Annotated in this window: 20 protein-coding genes; 6 read left to right on the top strand and 14 right to left on the bottom strand. The window is 55.1% G+C overall.

Annotated elements, in window-relative coordinates; all coding sequences use genetic code 11:
* Window positions 1–10: 10 nt before the first annotated feature.
* Window positions 11–988, top strand: coding sequence for a thiamine-phosphate kinase (gene thiL / locus FS690_RS07050; RefSeq protein WP_039382967.1), 978 nt, complete (start codon window positions 11–13; stop codon window positions 986–988).
* Complete coding sequence (gene pgpA, locus FS690_RS07045; protein ID WP_039382968.1) at window positions 975–1,466, top strand: phosphatidylglycerophosphatase A; 492 nt, start codon at window positions 975–977, stop codon at window positions 1,464–1,466. Before thiL ends, pgpA begins: the two co-directional genes overlap by 14 nt.
* Before the next feature lie 344 nt (window positions 1,467–1,810).
* On the opposite strand, the gene FS690_RS07040 is transcribed toward pgpA, so the two are convergent.
* The 4 genes from FS690_RS07040 to xseB all read right to left on the bottom strand — a co-directional run bounded on the left by FS690_RS07040 (window position 1,811) and on the right by xseB (window position 5,880).
* A complete protein-coding gene (locus tag FS690_RS07040) occupies window positions 1,811–2,785 on the bottom strand; it encodes an aldo/keto reductase (RefSeq protein WP_039382969.1) in 975 nt (324 codons plus the stop codon).
* Window positions 2,786–2,853: 68 nt separating this feature from the next.
* On the bottom strand, window positions 2,854–4,719 hold the full coding sequence (gene dxs / locus FS690_RS07035) for a 1-deoxy-D-xylulose-5-phosphate synthase (RefSeq protein ID WP_145339257.1): 1,866 nt from the start codon (window positions 4,717–4,719) through the stop codon (window positions 2,854–2,856).
* A 19-nt stretch (window positions 4,720–4,738) separates the two neighbouring features.
* On the bottom strand, window positions 4,739–5,638 hold the full coding sequence (gene ispA, locus FS690_RS07030) for a (2E,6E)-farnesyl diphosphate synthase (RefSeq protein WP_145339256.1): 900 nt from the start codon (window positions 5,636–5,638) through the stop codon (window positions 4,739–4,741).
* Window positions 5,638–5,880, bottom strand: coding sequence for an exodeoxyribonuclease VII small subunit (gene xseB / locus FS690_RS07025; protein WP_039382972.1), 243 nt, complete (start codon window positions 5,878–5,880; stop codon window positions 5,638–5,640). The genes ispA and xseB overlap by 1 nt, the downstream gene beginning before the upstream one ends.
* Before the next feature lie 234 nt (window positions 5,881–6,114).
* On the opposite strand from xseB, the gene thiI reads away from it, so the two are divergent.
* The gene (thiI, locus tag FS690_RS07020) at window positions 6,115–7,563 is read left to right on the top strand and encodes a tRNA uracil 4-sulfurtransferase ThiI (RefSeq protein ID WP_145339254.1); all 1,449 of its coding nucleotides are present in this window, start codon (window positions 6,115–6,117) and stop codon (window positions 7,561–7,563) included.
* 211 nt (window positions 7,564–7,774) lie between these two features.
* Here thiI and yajL read toward each other — a convergent pair whose 3' ends face one another.
* Together yajL and panE are read right to left on the bottom strand one after the other, a co-directional pair.
* A complete protein-coding gene (yajL, locus tag FS690_RS07015; protein WP_113654932.1) occupies window positions 7,775–8,386 on the bottom strand; it encodes a protein deglycase YajL in 612 nt (203 codons plus the stop codon).
* Window positions 8,340–9,260 carry a 2-dehydropantoate 2-reductase gene (gene panE, locus FS690_RS07010; protein ID WP_145339252.1) on the bottom strand — a complete coding sequence of 307 codons (921 nt, stop codon included), beginning with the start codon at window positions 9,258–9,260 and terminating at the stop codon, window positions 8,340–8,342. The genes yajL and panE overlap by 47 nt, the downstream gene beginning before the upstream one ends.
* Window positions 9,261–9,384: 124 nt before the next feature.
* On the opposite strand from panE, the gene FS690_RS07005 reads away from it, so the two are divergent.
* Complete coding sequence (locus tag FS690_RS07005; protein ID WP_039382976.1) at window positions 9,385–9,876, top strand: YajQ family cyclic di-GMP-binding protein; 492 nt, start codon at window positions 9,385–9,387, stop codon at window positions 9,874–9,876.
* Window positions 9,877–9,973: 97 nt separating this feature from the next.
* On the opposite strand, the gene FS690_RS07000 is transcribed toward FS690_RS07005, so the two are convergent.
* The 8 genes from FS690_RS07000 to FS690_RS06965 form a co-directional block, all read right to left on the bottom strand.
* Entirely contained in the window at window positions 9,974–11,338 is a 1,365-nt protein-coding gene (locus tag FS690_RS07000; RefSeq protein WP_145339250.1) for an MFS transporter, read from the bottom strand.
* Between the two features lie 202 nt (window positions 11,339–11,540).
* On the bottom strand, window positions 11,541–12,428 hold the full coding sequence (cyoE, locus tag FS690_RS06995; RefSeq protein ID WP_039382978.1) for a heme o synthase: 888 nt from the start codon (window positions 12,426–12,428) through the stop codon (window positions 11,541–11,543).
* A gap of 13 nt (window positions 12,429–12,441) precedes the next feature.
* Window positions 12,442–12,771 carry a cytochrome o ubiquinol oxidase subunit IV gene (locus FS690_RS06990; RefSeq protein ID WP_039382979.1) on the bottom strand — a complete coding sequence of 110 codons (330 nt, stop codon included), beginning with the start codon at window positions 12,769–12,771 and terminating at the stop codon, window positions 12,442–12,444.
* Window positions 12,771–13,385, bottom strand: coding sequence for a cytochrome o ubiquinol oxidase subunit III (locus FS690_RS06985; protein ID WP_039382980.1), 615 nt, complete (start codon window positions 13,383–13,385; stop codon window positions 12,771–12,773). The genes FS690_RS06990 and FS690_RS06985 overlap by 1 nt, the downstream gene beginning before the upstream one ends.
* Entirely contained in the window at window positions 13,385–15,367 is a 1,983-nt protein-coding gene (gene cyoB / locus FS690_RS06980; protein WP_065649951.1) for a cytochrome o ubiquinol oxidase subunit I, read from the bottom strand. Before cyoB ends, FS690_RS06985 begins: the two co-directional genes overlap by 1 nt.
* 4 nt (window positions 15,368–15,371) lie before the next feature.
* A complete protein-coding gene (cyoA, locus tag FS690_RS06975) occupies window positions 15,372–16,295 on the bottom strand; it encodes a cytochrome o ubiquinol oxidase subunit II (RefSeq protein WP_039382982.1) in 924 nt (307 codons plus the stop codon).
* A gap of 436 nt (window positions 16,296–16,731) precedes the next feature.
* Entirely contained in the window at window positions 16,732–18,219 is a 1,488-nt protein-coding gene (gene ampG, locus FS690_RS06970; RefSeq protein ID WP_071668931.1) for a muropeptide MFS transporter AmpG, read from the bottom strand.
* A 55-nt stretch (window positions 18,220–18,274) separates the two neighbouring features.
* Window positions 18,275–18,853: a lipoprotein gene (locus tag FS690_RS06965; protein ID WP_039382984.1), complete on the bottom strand. Its 579-nt coding sequence runs from the start codon at window positions 18,851–18,853 to the stop codon at window positions 18,275–18,277.
* A 265-nt stretch (window positions 18,854–19,118) separates the two neighbouring features.
* On the opposite strand from FS690_RS06965, the gene bolA reads away from it, so the two are divergent.
* Window positions 19,119–19,433 carry a transcriptional regulator BolA gene (gene bolA / locus FS690_RS06960; protein WP_039382985.1) on the top strand — a complete coding sequence of 105 codons (315 nt, stop codon included), beginning with the start codon at window positions 19,119–19,121 and terminating at the stop codon, window positions 19,431–19,433.
* A gap of 301 nt (window positions 19,434–19,734) precedes the next feature.
* Window positions 19,735–21,039: a trigger factor gene (gene tig, locus FS690_RS06955; RefSeq protein ID WP_094111500.1), complete on the top strand. Its 1,305-nt coding sequence runs from the start codon at window positions 19,735–19,737 to the stop codon at window positions 21,037–21,039.
* Window positions 21,040–21,148 lie beyond the last annotated feature (109 nt).

Below are 21,148 nucleotides of genomic sequence, written 5' to 3'. Positions count from 1 at the left end.
GACCTGATTTATGTCCTGTGGTGAATTTGAACTGATCGCACGCTATTTCAACCGTGTAACCAGCTCCCGTCGCGACGTGGAGAAGGGCATTGGTGATGACTGTGCGTTACTAAACGTTCCTGACAAACAGACCCTCGCTATCAGCACCGATACGCTGGTGGCGGGCGTCCATTTCTTACGCGATATCCATCCGGCCGATCTCGGCTACAAGGCGCTGGCGGTAAATCTCAGCGATTTAGCTGCGATGGGCGCCGATCCGGCATGGCTGACGCTGGCACTGACGCTGCCTGAGGTCGATGAGACCTGGCTGGCGGGCTTCAGCGACAGCCTGTTTGAGCTGCTCGACTACTACGATATGCAGCTGATTGGCGGCGACACCACGCGCGGTCCGCTCAGCCTGACGCTGGGTATTCACGGGCTGGTGCCTGTCGGGCGCGCGCTGAAGCGCTCCGGTGCAAAGCCGGGTGACTGGATCTATGTTACCGGCACGCTGGGTGACAGCGCGGCAGGACTGTCGCTGCTGCAGCATCATCATCGCCTTGACGATCCGGCGGTGCACGAGGTGCTGATCAAGCGTCATCTGCGTCCGATGCCGCGCGTGCTGCAGGGCCAGGCGCTGCGCAGCCTTGCTACCTCGGCGATCGATATCTCTGATGGCCTGATTTCCGATCTTGGCCATATTCTGACGGCCAGCCGGGTTGGCGCACGCCTGAATCTCGACGCGCTGCCGCTCTCCGCTACGCTGCGCGATCATTTTGCGCCGGAGCAGGTGCTGCGCTGGGCGCTGAGCGGCGGTGAAGATTATGAACTCTGCTTCACGGTGCCTGAAGTTAACCGCGGCGCGCTGGATGTGGCGCTGGGCCGGCTTGGCGCACCTTATACCTGCATCGGACAGATCGCCCCGGAAGCGGAAGGGCTGACGCTGCTGGAGCACGGCAAGCCGCGCCGCTTTAACCATAAAGGATTTGACCATTTTGACGCGCGATAAAGATGTAGCGAAAAGTCGCCTGCGGATGCGCAATCCCTGGCATCTGCTGGCAACCGGTTTTGGCAGCGGATTAAGCCCTTTTATGCCGGGTACCGTAGGCTCGGTGGCCGCGATCCCGTTCTGGTGGCTGATGACGTTTCTGCCGCTGCAGCTCTATTCGCTGGTGGTGCTGGTGGGTATCAGCGTGGGCGTCTATCTCTGTCATCGCACCGCGCGTGACATGGGCGTACACGATCACGGCAGCATCGTCTGGGATGAGTTTGTCGGCATGTGGATCACGCTAATGGCGATCCCGGTGCTTAACGGCTGGTGGGTACTGGCTGGTTTTGTCATCTTCCGGATTTTTGATATCTGGAAACCGTGGCCTATTCGCTGGTTCGATAAGAACGTTCATGGCGGAATGGGCATTATGGTCGACGATATCATCGCCGGCGTAGTCTCCGCAGCCGTATTATACGGCGCCGGCCTGCTGCTGTAAGGGCGGCCAGGGGCGCATAAATGCGTATAACCCGCGGTATATGATTCGGCCAGGGGCGCATGAATGCGCCCCCTACGTATATTTTGTAGGGGCGGTATTTATGCCGCCCTGGTTTCAGGCGCATCGATACGTATAACCGCGGTACATGGCTCGGCCAGGGGCGCATGAATGCGCCCCCTACGTATATTTTGTAGGGGCGGTATTTATGCCGCCCTGGTTTCAGGCGTATCGATACGTATAACCGCGGTACATGGCTCGGCCAGGGGCGCATAAATGCGCCCCCTACGTCATGTTTTTGTAGGGGCGGCATTTATGCCGCCCTGGTTTATGCGGATATCAATTGCTTACTCATACCCTACAGCCGGATGCGGCTGATAGACCATCTCCAGCTCGGCGATATCTTCCGCACTCAATTCAACGTCAACCGCTTTAACCAATTCGGCAAACTGCTGCTCACGTGAAGCGCCGATAATAGGGGCGGTCACGGCGGGTTTATGCAGCAGCCATGCCAGTGCGACCTGCGCGCGCGTCACCTTTTTCTCCGCGGCAATGGTGGCCAGTCGCTCCGCAATCGCGGCGTCGTTCTCTTCTGTACCGGTATACAACTTCTCCATCACATTATCAGAGACCGAGCGTGCGGTAGTTTCCCCCCAGGGGCGCGTCAGTTTGCCGCGCGCCAGCGGGCTCCACGGCAGCACGGCGATGCCCTCACGCTGACAGAGCGGGTGCATCTCCTTTTCCTCTTCGCGCTGGATCAGATTGTATTGATCCTGCATGCTGACAAAGCGCGCCCAGCCATGATCTTGCTGCAGCTGCAGTGCCTGAGCAAACTGAGAGGCGTGCATGGAAGAGGCGCCGATATAACGCGCCTTACCCGCTTTCACGACCTCATCCAGCGCCTGCAGCGTCTCTTCAACGGGCGTTGCATAGTCCCAGCGGTGGATCTGCAGCAGATCCACATGATCCATGCCGAGTCGCATCAGGCTGTCATCGATCGACTGCAGAATATTCTGCCGCGACAGGCCCTGCGACAGGTTGCTGAGCGGGAAGTAAACTTTGGTCGCGACCACCACGTCATCGCGCCGCGCGAAATCTTTCAGCGCGCGTCCGAGGATCTCTTCGCTGCTGCCGTCAGAATAGCTGTTGGCGGTATCAAAAAAGTTGATCCCCGCGTCCAGCGCCTGTTTGATCAGCGGCCGGCTGCTCTCTTCCGGCAGCGTCCAGGCGTGGTTGCCGCGCATCGGATCGCCATAGGTCATGCAGCCTAAGCAGAGTCGGGATACCTGGAGATCGGTCTGGCCTAAACGAACGGTTTTCATTGAGAGCTCCTGCTCTTATGCGTGGGAAAAGGATTCCGTAAGCATAGCAGCAGGAGCGAAGAGGGGAGTTATTGCGCGAGCCAGGCAGCGATCTGCTGCTGAATGCCGGTGGCATCCAGTTGATAGTCGTGACGCACCTCTTCCTGAGTACCCTGTGGAATAAACTCATCTGGCAGGCCAAGGTTGAGCACCGGCACGGCCAGGCGTTTCGCCATCACAAACTCATTTACGCCGCTGCCGGCGCCACCCATGATGGCACCTTCTTCCAGCGTCACCAGCGCATCATGGCTCTGCGCCAGCTCGCGAATCAGGGTTTCATCCAGCGGTTTCACAAAGCGCATATCTACCAGCGTGGCGTTCAGTGCTTCAGCCGCGGCCTGCGCATCCGGCAGCAGCGTGCCGAAATTGAGGATCGCCAGCTTTTCACCCTGACGCTTCACCACCCCTTTGCCCAGCGGCAGACTGGTAAGTGGCTCAAGCGTGGCACCGGTACCGGTACCGCGCGGATAGCGCACCGCGCTCGGACCCGCCTGATAGTGATAGCCGGTGTAGAGCATCAGGCGACACTCATTCTCGTCGCTTGGCGTCATAATCACCATGCCGGGCACGCAGCGCAGATAGGCGATATCAAATGCGCCCTGATGCGTCTGACCATCCGCGCCGACAATACCGCCGCGGTCGATAGCAAACAGCACCGGCAGCTGCTGAATCGCCACATCGTGGATCACCTGATCGTAAGCGCGCTGCAGGAAGGTGGAGTAAATCGCCACGACCGGCTTGTAACCGCCAATCGCCATGCCGGCAGCAAAGGTCACGGCGTGCTGTTCAGCAATCGCCACGTCAAAATATTGCTGCGGATAGGCGCGCGAATAACTCACCATGCCGGACCCTTCACGCATTGCCGGCGTGACCGCCATCATGCGCGGATCGTCAGCGGCGATCTCGCTCAGCCAGTCGCCAAAAATCTTCGAGTAGCTCGGCAGACCAGGCACGCTTTTTGGCAGCGCACCGCTGGCCGGGTCAAACTTCGGTACGGCATGCCAGGCGATAGGATCCTGCTCGGCAGGGGCATAGCCTTTGCCTTTTTTGGTCATGATATGCAGGAACTGCGGACCTTTAAGATCGCGCATATTCTTCAGCGTGCTGACCAGCGTCAGTACATCATGGCCGTCAACCGGACCGATGTAGTTAAAGCCCAGCTCCTCGAACAGCGTGCCGGGCACCACCATGCCTTTCAGATGCTCTTCGGTGCGCTTCACCAGCTCTTTAATCGGCGGCAGACCATCCAGCACGCGCTTGCTGCCTTCGCGCAGGCGCGAATAGGTTTTACCGGAGAGGATCTGCGCCAGGCGGTTATTCAGCGCGCCGACGTTCTCGGAGATCGACATCTCATTGTCGTTGAGGATCACCAGCATATCGGGCTTGATATCGCCGGCATGGTTCATCGCCTCAAACGCCATTCCGGCGGTAATGGCGCCGTCGCCGATGATACAGGCGGTGCGGCGACCTTTGCCTTCCCGCTCGGCGGCCACCGCCATGCCGAGACCGGCGCTGATAGAGGTAGAAGAGTGTCCAACGCTCAGGACGTCATATTCGCTCTCACCGCGCCATGGAAACGGATGCAGGCCGTTTTTCTGCCGGATGGTGCCGATGCGATCGCGGCGTCCGGTCAGAATTTTATGCGGATAAGCCTGATGGCCTACGTCCCAGACCAGATGGTCAAACGGGGTGTTGTAGACGTAATGCAATGCGACGGTCAGCTCGACAACGCCCAGACCCGACGCAAAGTGGCCGGATGAGCGGCTGACGCTATCCAGCAGATACTGACGCAGCTCGTCGCACAGGGCCGGAAGTTTCTCTTTCGGCAGTAAACGTAATTCCTGCACCGTGCCTGCTAACGCCAGTGTCGGGTATTTTGCAATATCAAAACTCATCAGAGACTCATTATGAAAGTTATTTATCGCGTTCAATTATGAAGCTTGCCAGCGCTTGTAATACGCTTGTGTCATAGCCCTGACCGGCGAGGATCTCCAGCGCCCCCAAAGCTTCCTGATAGAGCGCCTGCGCTTTTATACGCGCGCCCTCAAGCCCTAACAGGGCCGGGTAGGTACTTTTGCCCAGCGCCTGATCGGCGCCCTGGGTTTTGCCCAGCACGGCGGTGTCGCCGGTGACATCCAGAATGTCATCCTGCACCTGAAACGCCAGGCCGATAGCATCAGCATAGGTGTCCAGCAGCGGCAGCGCCAGGCGAGCCGGCTCGCCTGCAGCCAGCGCGCCCAGACGCACGGCAAGACGGATCAGCGCGCCGGTTTTGTGGCGATGGATCTGCTCAAGCTGCGTCAGATCGATCTGTTTGCCTTCGGCCGCTAAATCCAGCGCCTGGCCGCCGCACATACCGGCAACGCCGCTGGCCTGCGCCAGTTCAGAGATCATTCTCACGCGCGTCGCCGCGCTGACGCCCGGCATTGGTTCATCAGCCAGGATAGAGAAGGCCAGCGTTTGCAGCGCATCGCCCGCCAGAATGGCCGTATCTTCACCATAACGAATATGACAGGTAGGCTGTCCGCGGCGCAGCGCGTCATCATCCATCGCCGGCAGATCGTCGTGAATCAGCGAATAGGCGTGAATACACTCTGTGGCGGCGGCAGGCGCATCAAGGCTGGCTGCGTCGGCGTTAAGCATTTCACCGGTGGCATAGACCAGAAAAGGACGCAGACGCTTACCTCCTAATAGTGCCCCATAATGCATGGCATTCACCAGCGGGGAACTCTGAAAAGGCAGTGGATCTATTAAACGTGTCAGCGCCTGATTTACGCGCTCATGATAGGTTTGCTGTAGCTGGACAAAATCCATTAGTCGTTATCCGGCGTAAAAGGGGTAAGGTCGGCCGTTTTATCATCGCTCAGCAGGATCTGTACGCGCTGTTCAGCCTGCTGCAGCGTCTGCTGACCGCTGCGCGCCAGCTGCACACCGCGCTCAAACTCATTCAGCGCCTCTTCCAGCGGCAGCTCGCCGCTTTCCAGCCGGCTCACAATCTGCTCCAGCTGCTGCAGGGCGGTTTCAAAACTCACGGGCGCTTCGGCTTTTTTCGGCATAATCAGTGTCGACTCACAGTTTGGGACATCTTCGTGCAATCGGTCATGGTAGCCGACGGGGAATAATAAGCAAAATGTTGAATGTGATTGCGGTAGCAGAAGCAGTCACGCAGTAAAGGTGGTATACTTTTGCGCCTCGGATGCGGACGCTCTCGCGATCCCCGCAATATTATGATCTTACCAGCTAAGTGCTGATGATTTTAGCACTTATTTGCCCAACGAAGCTGTGTCGCCATGAAGTTTATCATCAAGCTCTTCCCTGAAATCACCATCAAAAGTCAGTCGGTGCGGCTGCGCTTTATCAAAATTCTTACCGGCAATATCCGCAATACCCTGCGTTCTCTGAATGAGGATATCAAGGTGGTGCGTCACTGGGATCACATTGAAGTGCGCGCTAAAAATGAAGCGCTGCGTGAAATCATTGTGGATGAGCTGACGCGTATTCCTGGTATCCACCACGTGCTCGCCGTTGAAGATCGTGCTTACACCGATATGCACGATATCTTTGAGCAGACGCTGGCGCTGAACCGTGAGCGCCTGGAAAATAAAAGCTTCAGCGTGCGCGTAAAACGTCGCGGCACCCACAGCTTCAGTTCACAGGATGTGGAACGCTATGTAGGCGGCGGGCTGAATCAGCATATCGCCAGCGCGCGCGTGCAGCTGAAGCAGCCGGATGAGACGGTTAATCTGGAGATTGAAGACGATCGTCTGCTGCTGATCACCGGTCGCTTTGAAGGGCTGGGCGGCTTTCCAATCGGCACGCAGGAAGATGTGATGTCGCTGATCTCCGGTGGTTTTGATTCCGGTGTGTCGAGCTATATGCTGATGCGACGCGGCTGCCGCGTACATTACTGCTTCTTTAATCTTGGCGGCGCGGCGCATGAGATTGGCGTGCGTCAGGTAGCACACTATCTGTGGAATCGTTTTGGCCGCTCACACCGCGTGCGCTTTGTCGCCATCAATTTTGAGCCGGTCGTCGGCGAGATTCTGGAAAACGTTGATGACGGGCAGATGGGCGTGGTGCTGAAGCGCATGATGGTTCGCGCTGCGTCAATGATTGCCGAGCGCTACGGTGTACAGGCGCTGGTGACCGGCGAAGCGCTGGGTCAGGTATCGAGCCAGACGCTGACCAACCTGCGCCTGATCGATAACGCATCCGATACGCTGATCCTGCGTCCGCTGATTTCACACGATAAAGAGCATATTATTAACGTGGCGCGGCAGATCGGTACGGAAGATTTCGCCCGCACCATGCCGGAATACTGCGGCGTTATCTCAAAGAGCCCGACGGTTAAAGCGGTGAAAGGCAAAATTGAAGCGGAAGAGCAGAATTTCAACTTCGATATTCTTCAGCGCGTGGTGCAGGAAGCGACTAATCTCGATATCCGCGAGATTGCTGAACAGACCGAAGAAGAAGTGGTGGAAGTAGAGACCGTGGACTCTTTTGGCACTAACGATGTGGTGCTCGATATCCGTGCCGCTGACGAGCAGGACGCTTCCCCGCTGGATCTCAGCGGCGTGGAAGTGAAGTCGCTGCCGTTCTATAAGCTCAGCACGCAGTTTGGCGATTTGGATCAGAACCGGACCTGGCTGCTCTATTGCGATCGTGGCGTGATGAGCAAACTGCAGGCGCTTTATCTGCACGAGCAGGGTTTTACAAACGTGAAAGTTTATCGCCCATAGCACGTCAGGGGCGCCACCGGGATTATCCGCCGGGATATCACCGGAATTTGTTGGGGCGCATTAATGCGCCCCCTACGTCTGGCTTCGTAGGGGCGCCATTAATGGCGCCCTGGTTTATGTGCGGCATCCGATTCGGCCCAGGGGCGCATTAATGCACCCCTACGGTGATACCGGAATTAATTTCGCGCAACGGAATTCGCAGAGGCGCACTTTATTCGCGCTCGTCGAACTCCTGATAATTATAAATGCCTGCCGCCAGCACCAGCTGTGAGGCGACTTCGCGTGCGGTCTCTTTATCCTGCAGCAGATCCACCAGCTTTAATGCAAAATCAAACGCTGTACCCGGTCCCTGGCTGGTGAGCAGATTGACGCGCGGATCCCATACCACGCGGCGCTCCATCCATTTCGCATCCGGAATTGTCTTTTTCAGGCCCGGAAAGCCGGTCATATTCCCGACCGGAAAAAGATCGTGCGGCACCAGTACCGTGCCTGGCGCTGCGCAAATAGCCGCCACAATTTTGCCTGTCAGATGAAACTGGCGCACCGTTTCCACCAGCAGCGGGCTGTCGCGGAACGTCTCCGCACCTTTCAGACCACCGGGCAGAACAACGGCGTCAAAATCGTTATCTGCCACTTCTGCCAGAGGGGCATCAGCCAGCAGGCGCACGCCGCGCGAGCATATAATTTCCCGTGTGCCGTCACTCTCTGCGCTGGCGGTAGTGACAGTGATGCCGCCGCGCACCAGCACGTCGATGGTGGTGACCGCTTCGGTCTCTTCACTGCCATGAGCGAGGCATACCAGTACGGATGGGCTGGCGTTCATATTGTGACTCCTTACGTTTTACCAGATCATAAAGGCGGCTATTCTCCGGCAGCGTAATGCCCTGACTGCGCGCGCGGCGCAGCAGATAGCCGGTAATATAATCAATTTCAGTTTGTCGCTGCGTACGGATATCCTGCAGCATAGAAGAGACATTGGCGGCAGTCGTGTCGATAACGTCATAAATAATGGCGCGTAGCGTCTCTGCGTCCATATGCTGTCCTTCACGCGTCAGCAGCAGCGCCAGCTCGTCGCACAGCGTATCGATCTGCTCCGGCCAGGCGCGCAGCGCGCCGTTCAGGCACTCATGCTCTACCGTTAGCGGATTGATAACGCAGTTCACCGCCAGCTTGCGCCAGCAGGCGGAAGCAATATCATCATGCCAGGCAACGTCAGGTAATGCCTGATGCAGCAGATCCGCGAGATGGCTCAACGGCGCGGCGTCACAGCTGACCGGTCCGATATGCGTGATGCCAGCCGCCACGTGGCGGATCACTGTCCCGTCATGCATCGCCGCATGGGTGATGATGCCGCGCAGCAGCGGCTGCGTCAAATCGCGCAGCTCCTCCAGCGTTCCCATACCGTTATGCAGCAGCAAAACCGGCATGTCCGCGCGCAGCACGCTCTGAAGATTTTTAATTGCTGGCGAAACCTGTGGCGCTTTCAGGGTAACCAGCAACAGGTCGCTGCGCGCCAGAAACAGCGGATCGTTGGCGATAAAGGTGTGATTGCTCACTTCGCCCTGCAGATCGGTGACGTTAACGGAACAGTAGGGCTGCGGCACGCGCAGCCAGCCCTGTACGTCGTGACCCTGACGGGCCAGCGCAGTCAGCCAGACCTGCCCCAGCGCGCCGCAACCCAGCACGGTAATTTTCATTCTGCCTCCTGCTGGCGGGGTATTTTCACATCACATACTCAGTATAGCTTTGAGCTGCCGCGTGTTTTATTAGCGCAGCAAGACGCGTATTATGCATGTCACTTTAGTATCAGGAGAAGAAAAGATGCCATCTTTCGATATCGTTTCCGAAGTCGAGCTGCAGGAAGTCCGCAACGCGGTAGAAAATACCAACCGTGAACTCTCAACCCGCTTCGACTTTCGTAACGTCACCGCCAGCGTTGAGCTGAATGAGAAGAACGAGACGATTAAAATCACCACCGAGTCCGATTTTCAGGTGAAGCAGATTGTCGATATTCTGCGTGAAAAGCTACTGAAGCGCGGTATTGAAAACGCTGCGATAGAGGTGCCGGAGGAGATTGAACACAGCGGTAAAAGCTGGAGCGTAGAAGCCAAACTGAAAAAAGGCATTGAAAGCGACGTTGCCAAAAAGCTGGTGAAGCTGATCAAAGACAGCAAGCTTAAGGTGCAGACGCAGATTCAGGGCGACGAACTGCGCGTGACCGGCAAATCTCGCGACGATCTGCAGGGCGCGATGGCGCTGGTGCGCGGTGGCAACCTCGGCCAGCCATTCCAGTTCAAAAACTTCCGCGATTAATCCTCTCTGGCGCACGCCGTACCGCGATAGATCGACAGCGCACCATGCCGGATAGATCGCTGTAAAAAAAGCCCGACGCAGTGGTCGGGCTTCAGATTCAGCAGCTGGCGAGCAGCGCCTCTATCTCAACGCGGCTCGTGACTTTGCTGTCGATTTTGATATACGCGCTTTTCTCTTCCGGCACGATAAATACGGATGCCACGCCAGGCTGAGCTTTCAGACGTTTTTCCAGATTCGGCACGGCCAGCACGGCGTCGCTCAGTACCAGCCGCAGGCTGCTGACGTAAGGCGGCTCCTGCATCGACATCGCAACAAACAGCCAGGCCGCAGCGATAATCGCTCCGATGAGAAATACCGTCTGCGCATCAATATGACCAAAAATCCAGCCGCCGAGGCTGCCGCCAATCGCCACTCCAAGAAACTGGCTGGTGGAGTAGATACCCATGGCGGTGCCCTTATAACCAGCCGGTGACTCTTTGCTGATCAGCGAGGGCAGAATGGCCTCCATTACGTTAAACGCGAGGAAAAAGAGCTGCACGCCAGCCACCAGCGTCCAGAAGTGGCCTTCTGCTCCCCAGAGAACGATTTCCGCAATGATAATCAGCGCCACGCAGCTGACAAAAACCCGCTTCATACGGCGCTTTACTTCGGCGTAGATAATGACCGGCACTACGGCGACAAAGGCAACCAGCATGGTCACCAGATAGATTTTCCAGTGCTCAGCTGCCGGGAGGCCTGCCAGTTCAAACTGGCCGGGCAGGGCGACAAAGCTCGACATCAGCAGCACGTGCAGACAGAGAATGCCGATATTAAGCTTCAGCAGTCTGGGATTGGCCAGCACGGCGCGAATGCTGCCTTTTACCATCCCGGACTCGCGGTTAAGCACGTGACCGCGCGCATTCGGCACGACCAGCAGCGTGATAACGATACCCAGCGTTGCCAGCAGCGCAATCATCCAGAACAGCGCATGCAGCCCCAGCGCGTGCGTGACAATGGGTCCGGCCACCATGGCAATCGCAAAGGTCACGCCAAAACTGATACCGATAAACGCCATCGCTTTAGTGCGGTTCTGCTCACGGGTGAGATCGGACAGCAGCGCCATTACGGCGGCGGCAATAGCGCCGGAGCCCTGTAACGCGCGACCAAGAATAATGCCCCAGATTGAGATTGTCGTGGCGGCGATCACGCTGCCAAGGACAAACAGCAGCAGGCCGCCGACAATCAGCGGCTTGCGTCCGATACGATCGGAAAGCAGCCCGAAGGGGATCTGAAAAATGGCCTGTGCCAGACCATAAATACCAATTGCCAGACCAATCAGGGTTTCGCTGGCACCCTGCAACGCCATGCCGTAAGTAGTAAGTACCGGCAGAACCATAAACATTCCGAGCATACGCAGGGAAAAAACGGTACCTAAACCCCATGTAGCGCGCAGCTCTACCGGCGTCATTTTATTGTCGTTCATTCCAACCTCTGTAAGTGTCTGCCTGTCATGCACCATGCTGCAGCAGCCAGTAACACCCTGTTGCTGCAAATCGATTTATTTCGGGCATTTAGCACCCATTTTAGGGAGCAGGGGAGGGCGGGTAAAACATTTGTTTTTAAGCAGTGGTAACAAAAAGAAAGGGCGCGAAAATCGCGCCCTTTCTCAGAGTGACGGTGCCCGCTTACCAGACGTAAGTGAGCAGGTCTTTGGATGCGGGAGCCATGAAGTCAACTGACATCATGACGCTCAGCGCGGTGATGGCGATGATAGAGAACACAAACAGTTTACGCGCCCAGACTTTATCGTTTGAGGTTTTGTAACCTGAGAGTGCCATACCCAGCCACCAGACGCTGACCGCCGCAGCCACGATCAGATATTTGTAGCCCGCATAACCACCCAGTGAGAGCATCAGCGTGGCAATCATAAACGCCAGAATGTAGAGCGTAATATGATTTTTCGCCACAGAGATGCCTTTCACCACCGGCAGAACCGGAATGTTGGCGGCCTGGTAATCTTTAAAGCGGAAGATGGCAATCGCGTAGGAGTGCGGCATCTGCCACAGGCTAAAGATAGCCAGTAAAATTAATGCGCCAGCATCAAACTCATTGGTGACTGCGCAGTAGCCAATTACCGGTGGCGCAGCACCGGAGAGGCTGCCGATCAGCGTTCCGTAGACCGAATGACGCTTCATATAGAGGCTGTAAACGCCAACATAGACCACGAAGCCCATGACCGCCAGCCACATGGCCAGCGGGTTGGCGCCGAAATACAGCAACGCAAAGCCAGCAATACCCAACGCAGTGGCATAAACCAGGCTTACTTTCGCCGAGATCAGGCCTTTGACCAGAACCCGGTTCCGCGTTCTCTCCATTTTGATGTCGATATCGCGGTCAATCACATTGTTGAATACACAACCCGATGCGACCACCAGCGATACGCCAGCCAGCGCGGTGAGAAACAGGGGATAATCGATGCTGCCTTTAGAGGCCAGCAGAAATCCACCGATGACAGAAATTAAATTTCCGAAAATAATTCCTGGTTTTGTTACTTGCAGGTATTGCTTAATCATTACGCGTGACTCTTTAGTGGGCCATCATGTTGTAGTTGAGGTTCCACATAATCCACAGTGAACCGATCACAACAATCAGAATGATGATTGCTGAGAAGACAATGGCCACCATGTTCCAGCCACCCTCTGATTTGCTGTCCAGATGCAGGAAGTAGACCAGGTGCACCAGCACCTGAACCACTGCACACACCAGAACCACACCCAGGATGGTGCCGTGTGAGGCACTGCCATCCATTACCATCCAGAACGGGATCGCCGTCAGGATGATAGAGAGGATGAAGCCGATCATGTAAGACTTCACGCTACCGTGTGATGCACCATGTTCGTTTACAGAATGACTCATTACATGGCCCCCATCAGATAGACAACGGTGAATACGCAGATCCACACCACATCCAGGAAGTGCCAGAACAGGCTCAGGCACATGATACGGGTACGGTTGCTCTCAGTCAGACCACGTTTAGCGATCTGGAACATCAGAACCGCCATCCAGATCAGACCAGAGGTAACGTGCAGACCGTGCGTACCAACCAGAGTAAAGAAGCCAGAAAGGAAGCCACTACGGTTTGGACCGAAGCCTTCCGCAATCAGGTGATGGAATTCATAGATTTCCATCCCGATAAATCCGGCACCGAACAGGAAGGTCAGGGCCAGCCAGCCAATGACCGAACCTTTGTTCTGGTTGTTCATCGCAATCACTGCCATTCCATAAGTAATGGAGCTCAGCAGCAGCAGCGCGGTTTCAACCAGCACAAACGGCAGTTCGAAAATATCTTTACCTGCCGGGCCACCGGCAGTGTTGTTGACCATTACTGCATAGGTCGCAAACAGCGTTGCGAAGATAATGCAGTCACTCATCAGGTAGATCCAGAAGCCAAAGACTTTATTGGCTCCTGCATCGTGATGCCCATGCTCCGCATGGGCGTCGTGGTGGTGTTTTACGGTTTGAGTCGACATTATTTCAGACCTGCTTTGCTGATGTCATCAAAGTGCTTCTTCTCGATCTGCTCGATTTCAGCAACCGGAACGTAGTAATCCACGTCCTCATCGAAGCTCTTCACAATCCAGGTCACGATGGTGCCCAGGAAAGTGAGACCCGCCAGCCACCAGATATGCCAGATCATGGCGAAACCGAAGACTGTTACGAATGCAGCGATAACAATGGCCGCGCCGCTGTTTTTCGGCATATGAATTTCTTCATATTTTTCTGGCTGCTTGTACGCTTCGCCTTTCTCTTTCATTTCCCAGAACGCATCACGCTCGTGGATATGAGGGATAACAGCAAAGTTGTAGAACGGTGGTGGTGAAGAGGTTGCCCACTCCAGCGTACGACCGCCCCACGGGTCACCAGTCAGATCGCGGTTCTGATCGCGGTCACGTACCGATACCCAGAACTGAACCAGCTGGCACAGAATACCGCAGGCAATCAGCGCCGCACCGCCAGCTGCAACAACCAGCAGCGAGTGGAACTGTGGATCGATATCCTGGCTCAGACGACGGGTCATACCCATGAAGCCCAGTGCGTACAGCGGCATAAAGGCAACAAAGAAGCCGATGATCCAGAACCAGAAGGCGCGTTTACCCCAGGTTTCGTTCAGCGTGAAGCCAAATGCTTTCGGGAACCAGTAAGTCACACCGGCCATGCAACCGAAGACAACACCACCGATGATAACGTTATGGAAGTGTGCAATCAGGAACAGGCTGTTGTGCAGGACAAAGTCTGCGCCCGGTACGGCCAGCAGTACGCCGGTCATACCACCGACTGAGAAGGTCACCAGGAAGCCGATGGTCCACAGCATCGCTGAGTTAAACTCAATACGACCCTGATACATGGTGAACAGCCAGTTAAAGATTTTCACCCCGGTCGGAATCGCGATGATCATCGTCATGATACCGAAGAAGGCGTTAACGTTAGCGCCCGCACCCATGGTGAAGAAGTGGTGCAGCCAGACGATGAACGACAGTACGGTAATGGCGATGGTTGCCCACACCAGTGAGGTGTAACCAAAGAGACGCTTTTTCGAGAACGTCGCGGTAACTTCAGAGAAGACACCAAAGACCGGCAGAACGAGGATGTACACTTCCGGGTGACCCCAGACCCAGATCAGGTTGACGTACATCATCATGTTACCGCCCATATCATTAGTAAAGAAATGGAAGTCGAGGTAACGATCAAGCGTCAACAGTGCCAGCGTCACGGTCAGAACCGGGAACGCAGCGATGATCAGGACGTTGGTGCAGAGTGATGCCCAGGTAAAGACCGGCATTTTGAACAGGTCCATGCCCGGCGCACGCATCTTCAGAATGGTCACGAAGAAGTTGATACCGGTCAGCGTGGTCCCGATCCCTGAAAGCTGGAGACTCCAGATCCAGTAGTCGACCCCGACGCCAGGACTATACTCCGCGCCAGAAAGCGGCGGATAAGCCAGCCAGCCAGTCTGCGCGAACTCGCCCACACCCAGAGAGATGTTCACCAGGATCACACCGACCGCGGTAAACCAGAAGCTCAGGTTGTTCAGGAACGGGAACGCAACGTCACGGGCACCGATTTGCAGCGGAACCGCGATGTTCATCAGACCTACAACAAATGGCATTGCCACGAAGAAGATCATAATCACGCCGTGAGCGGTGAAGATCTGATCGTAGTGGTGCGGAGGCAGAATACCCGCCTCACCGGCAGAAGCCATAACCTGTTGGGTACGCATCATTACTGCATCGGCAAAGCCGCGCAGCAGCATGACGAATGCCATGATGATATACATGATACCCAGTTTTTTGTGGTCAACGGAGGTAAGCCATTCTGACCACAGATACTTCCACTTACCAAAATAGGTGAGGGCGGCAACCAGCGCCAGACCACCAATGATGATAGCGGCGACCGTAACCATGATAATAGGCTCATGGTACGGCACTGCATCCAGTGTTAATTTTCCGAACATCGTATTATTCCCCGGTTCCCGCAGCAGCGGCGTGATTCATGTCCATGCCTTCGTGTGACATGTCCATTTTCCCGTGGCTCATCTTGAACTTATCAATAATCTGCTTGAAGAGTTCAGGATTCGCAGTTGAGAAATATTCCACCGGATGATTCTCACTTGGCGAAGCCAGTTTCTCAAACTCATCCATGGTGGTCAGCGTGTTAGGTGCCGCTTTAACTTTGGCAACCCACTGCTGGAATTCCGCATCATCTTTAGTTGCAATGGCCTTGAACTTCATGCCAGAGAAACCGCGACCACTGAAGTTTGATGAGATACCGTCAAACGTTCCTGGCTCATTGGCGATCAGGTGCAGTTTGGTCTGCATGCCCGCCATGGCGTAGATCTGGCTGCCGAGCGTAGGAATGAAGAACGAGTTCATCACGGAGTTAGAGGTGATTTTGAAGTTAACTGGCGTATTTGCCGGGAAGGCAATCTGGTTAACGGTGGCAATACCCTGTTCCGGGTAAATGAACAGCCATTTCCAGTCCAGTGCAACCACATCGATCTCAACAGGCTTAACGTCAGAGACCAGCGGTTTAGCCGGCTCCAGCGCATGCGTTGATTTCCAGGTCAGCACGCCGAGGAAGATGATGATCAGGATCGGAATGGTCCAGACCACGGCTTCCACTTTGTTAGAGTGTGACCAGTTAGGGCTGTACTTCGCTTCGGTATTGGTCGCCCGATATTTCCAGGCAAACACAACAGCCATTAAGACTGCCGGAATAACGACAATCATCATCAAGCCAAAGGCTGTCAGAATCAGTGAACGTTGCTCCATTGCAATCTGTCCCTTGGGATTTAACAACGCACTATCGCAGCCGCTGAGTAATACAGCGCCTGCGATTAATGACAAAATCCCCAAACATTTATTGTATTTCATGAGTCTCATTTAACGACCTCAATGACAAGGGCTCTATTGTCGTTTAAGTGTGCGCGCATTTTACGGTAAGGTTTATGCAGTGTAAACCAGCTTAAGGATGTGTCAGAAGGGTGTTGACACCTTTTGCTAAGGGAGTCACAGATGTTACGCAGAGTGACAAATTATTAACCGCGACAAGCAGTTGGCGGCAATATAACAAAAAGCAATGACAGAAACCGCAGAAAAAACAGGGAAAGCATAAACCGTACTTTTAATGCTCACTTATTTAACAATTATGCATCATTTGAGCGATAATTTTTCCACAAACTGATTGCTCACCGGATTTAAATATCGCCCGATGTTGTTAAATTAATGTTTTTATTTCGCGATGAAAAAAATGCTATTTGCGCTAATTCGCAGGTGCTATTTTTAAACAAAATAAATAGCGCCTGCAAATAGTGTCTGGCTATCGCTCAGCGAGCCGGTGGGTTTTCCTCAGAGCCAGACAGTCGAGTACCACGCCCAGCATAACGGCCAGAACGGCAATGCCGATGCCCGCCTCAAACAGTGGCGTCAGCAGCGCAGTCAGCGATTCTGCGCCTGCAGCTGTTAGCGCCAGCGTCAGCAGCCAGCAGCCCAGTAACGCGCAGCCTGCGGTGAACAGGCGGACAATCCAGCGATAGCCCACAGGCCAGCTGGTACGCGGAATAAACGTGCCGCTCTGCTGCATCTGAAGAAGCGTGGTGCGGCTAAGCCACAGCAGCAGCAGTCCCGGTAGCGCAGCCACAACGGTAAACGCATAGAAAGCTGACCAGCCCCATAGCTCAACCAGCCAGCCGGCGGCCGGACCCACATAAACGCGGCCAACAGCAGCCAGCGCTGAGAGCAGAGCGAACTGGGTGGCAGAGAACGCTTTATTACACATGGTCATCAGCAGCGCCACAAAGGCTGCTGTTCCCATGCCACCACACAGATTTTCAATAAACACCGCGCTGGCCATGCTCCAGAGGTGGGGCGGGGTAACCGCCAGCAGCCAGTAAGCGGCGTTCGATACGGCCTGCAGAATGCCAAACAGCATCAGAGCGCGAAACAGGCTCAGACGCTGCATCAGCACGCCGCCATAGAGTGCGCCGATAATCGTCGCCAGCAGCCCCAGCGTTTTATTCACCAGGCCAACATCGCCCGCGCTGAAGCCGACGCCGCGGATAAGAAAGGTTGTTGTCAGCGACGCCGCGAAGGCATCTCCCAGCTTATAAAGGATGATCAGGGTGATAAGCAGCCAGGCATTGTTACGCTGAAAAAAATCCGCCAGAGGAAACGTAACGGCCTGGCGCAGCGTATGTGGCTCGCGTTTAGCCGCAGCGGGCTCGCGAGCCAGCAGCGTGGCAATCAGCCCCGGGATCATTAGCAGCGCCATCAGCCAGTAGGTTGCGCGCCAGCCCAGATAGCGATCGGCAAGCCAGAGTGCCAGCCCGCCGGAGATAAGCATCGCCAGGCGATAGCCCAGCACCGTAATCGCTGCGCCGCTGCCGCGCTCTTCCGGCGGCAGGATATCCGTTTTCCACGCATCAAAAACGATATCCTGAGAGGCGGAACAGAATGCGACCAGCACGGCGATGGCCGCCAGCAGCGTTAAATCCTGAGCCGGATGCATAAAACCGAGCGCGACAATGCCGGCAATCAGCGCCAGCTGAGTCAGCAGTAGCCAGCCCCGGCGACGTCCCAGAAACGGCGGCGTATAGCGGTCCATCACCGGCGACCAGAGAAACTTGAAAACGTAAGCCTGTCCTACCAGCGAAAAGAAGCCAATGGTTTTGAGGTCGACATTCTCTACGGTCATCCATGCCTGCAGCGTGCCTGCGGTCAGCGCCAGCGGCAAGCCGGAAGCAAAACCAAGCAGCAGCAGTACCGCCGCGTTACGTTGGGTAAATATTCGCAGATAGTGAGAGGTCATAGCCAGCCTGAGGTAGTGCCCGGCACAGACGGCCGGGCAGATGACAGCGGAGCGGTTAGCGTGCGTTCTGTTTAATGAAGTTGTTTACGCTGGTGTCCTGCGCCATATCGGCGATCACATCGCTCAGCGTCGCATTCACAGCGTTGGTGATCTTGTCGTTGGTGGCATTGAAAGCGCCTTCAATGCTGTAGGTCTGACGGTAGTTTTTCACCTGCTTGTTGCCATTTTTCGCCGTGGCAATAATAGAGATATCCGCTTTCGTGGTGATGCTGTAGCGCACGTTACCCTGCGTGACGTCAGCGTAGAGGCCATTCACCACAATCTGCAGATCCACTGCGCCGTTCGGGCCAATCATATATCCGCGGGAGGTCATCTGCTTCTCCAGCACTTCCTGCAGCAGAAAACGCAGGTCGCGTGATGGCGTCAGCGTAACCAGCTGTCCATCGCGGTTAACCTTTGCCAGCGCCTGATCGCTGCGCTGATCGGCACCGTTTACGCTGACGGTAACGCCCATCAGGCTCGGATCCTGTTGTGGCAGCTGGATCTTTGGCTGAATGTTCAGGGTTGTACTGTTGCTGGCACAGCCGGCTAAAACAAAAGCAGCCAGCAGAGGGAATAACAGTTTTTTCAACATACTCATTCTCATTAGCGTTAGGTTGGGAGATAAATCCGGCGTCATCATAGCATTGCAGCGAGGTGAAAAAAGCCCCAGCCACCGGGAAATTGATTGTAAAGGCTTTTTTCAGCCCGGAGGAAAACCCGCAGGTTGACCCGCCCGGATTGCCGGTTATGATGCGCTGCAGAGCGGGAATATTTTCTGATTTTTACCGGGCAGTAATGCAAAACCTACTAATATTTAAACAGATGGGGCACAGCGCTCGCCGGAGAGGGTGTAAACAATGATTCGCGAACAAATAGAAGAAAAGCTGCGCAACGCTTTCACACCTGCACACCTCGAAGTGCATGATGAAAGCTATCGTCATAACGTGCCTGCCGGTTCTGAAAGTCACTTTAAAGTGGTGATTGTCAGCGATCACTTTACCGGCCAGCGCTTTTTACAGCGGCATCGCGCCATCTATGGCGAACTGTCTGCGGAACTGGCAGGCAGCGTACACGCGCTGGCGCTGCATACCTACACGCAAAAAGAGTGGCACGGGCTGCAGGATACTGTCCTGGCTTCGCCTAACTGCCGGGGTGCCGGTACGCTTGCCTGATGCTGGCATCTTCAACCTTTCCTGAAACGGCCTGCGGGCCGTTTTTTAGTTTCTCAGACGCTAAACGCGATCTGCGGCGCAAAAAAGCAGCAAAGTCGTTAAAAAGTGGTGAGTTTGCAGCCTCGACTCATTCCGGCGATGCCGCTATAATGCGGCGTCTATTTTTCCGGAATGTCTTCGGGACGCTTCTGGTGACAGGGATGTGGTTCTGCCCGCAGAGGCCGTCCCGGTTATTGGATACGGCGCATTAATTGTGTGGTGTCTGAAGTTGACCGAGCACGTGATTTTTTGAGGTAACAAAATGACAGTTTCAGTAGAAACCACCCAGGGTCTGGGCCGCCGCATTTCGATTACTATTCCAGCTGACAGCATTGACGCTGCAGTTAAGAAAGAACTGATTGAAGTGGCTAAGAAAGTCCGTATCGATGGTTTCCGTAAAGGTAAAGTGCCATCGCATATCATCAATCAGCGCTACGGCGCCTCTGTTCGCCAGGATGTGCTGGGCGAGCTGATGACGCGTAACTTTGTTGACGCCATCATCAAAGAGAAAATCAATCCAGCAGGCGCGCCTGACTACGTGCCGGGTGAGTATAAAGAAGGCGAAGACTTTACCTATGCGGTTGAGTTTGAAGTCTACCCGGAAGTGGAATTACAGGGTCTGGACGCAATCGAAGTTGAAAAACCGGTTGTTGAAGTGACCGATGCAGACGTTGACGCGATGCTGGATACCCTGCAGAAGCAGCAGGCTACCTGGAAAGAGACTGACGCAGCGGCTACCGCTGAAGATCGCGCTACCATCGATTTCAACGGTTCTGTTGATGGCGAAGAGTTTGAAGGCGGTAAAGCGTCTGACTTCGTACTGGCGATGGGTCAGGGTCGTATGATCCCTGGTTTTGAAGAAGGCATCACCGGTAAGAAAGCGGGTGACACCTTTACTATCGACGTTAAATTCCCGGACGATTACCACGCAGAAAACCTGAAAGGGAAAGATGCGAAGTTTGATATCGTTCTGAAGAAAGTTGAAACCCGTGAACTGCCAGAACTGACCGCTGATTTCATCAAACGTTTCGGCGTAGAAGATGGTTCAGTTGATGGCCTGCGTGCAGAAGTGCGTAAAAACATGGAGCGCGAGCTCAAAGGCGCTATCCGTAACCGCGTGAAGTCTCAGGTTCTGGATGGTCTGGTTGAAGCGAACAACATCGACGTGCCAGCCGCTCTGATTGATGGCGAAATCGACGTGCTGCGTCGTCAGGCTGCTCAGCGCTTTGGTGGCAATGAGAAGCAGGCGCTGGAACTGCCACGTGAGCTGTTCGAAGAGCAGGCAAAACGTCGCGTTGTTGTAGGTCTGCTGCTGGGCGAAGTGATCCGCATCAACGAGCTGAAAGCGGATGAAGATCGCGTTAAGACGCTGATTGAAGAGATGGCTTCTGCGTATGAAGATCCGCAGGAAGTTATCGAGTTCTACAGCAAGAACAGCGAGCTGATGAACAACATGCGCAACGTTGCGCTGGAAGAGCAGGCGGTCGAGGCTCTGCTGGCGAAGGCCAAAGTCGCCGACAAAGCGACCTCTTTCCAGGAGCTGATGAACCAGACCTCTGCGGCCTGATTAATCACTTAACGGAATGTGCTCAGCCCGCGACCTCCTGTCGCGGGCTTTTTTATTTTTATGATAAAAACCCCCTTCCTGCACCGCTATTTGACTAATTAAGCGGCAA

This window comes from Pantoea sp. PSNIH1 (assembly GCF_007680655.1).
GTDB classification, from domain to species: domain Bacteria; phylum Pseudomonadota; class Gammaproteobacteria; order Enterobacterales; family Enterobacteriaceae; genus Pantoea; species Pantoea eucrina.
The sequence above is the reverse complement of the archived record's forward strand: the minus strand, read 5'-3'. Positions and strand labels throughout refer to the sequence as shown.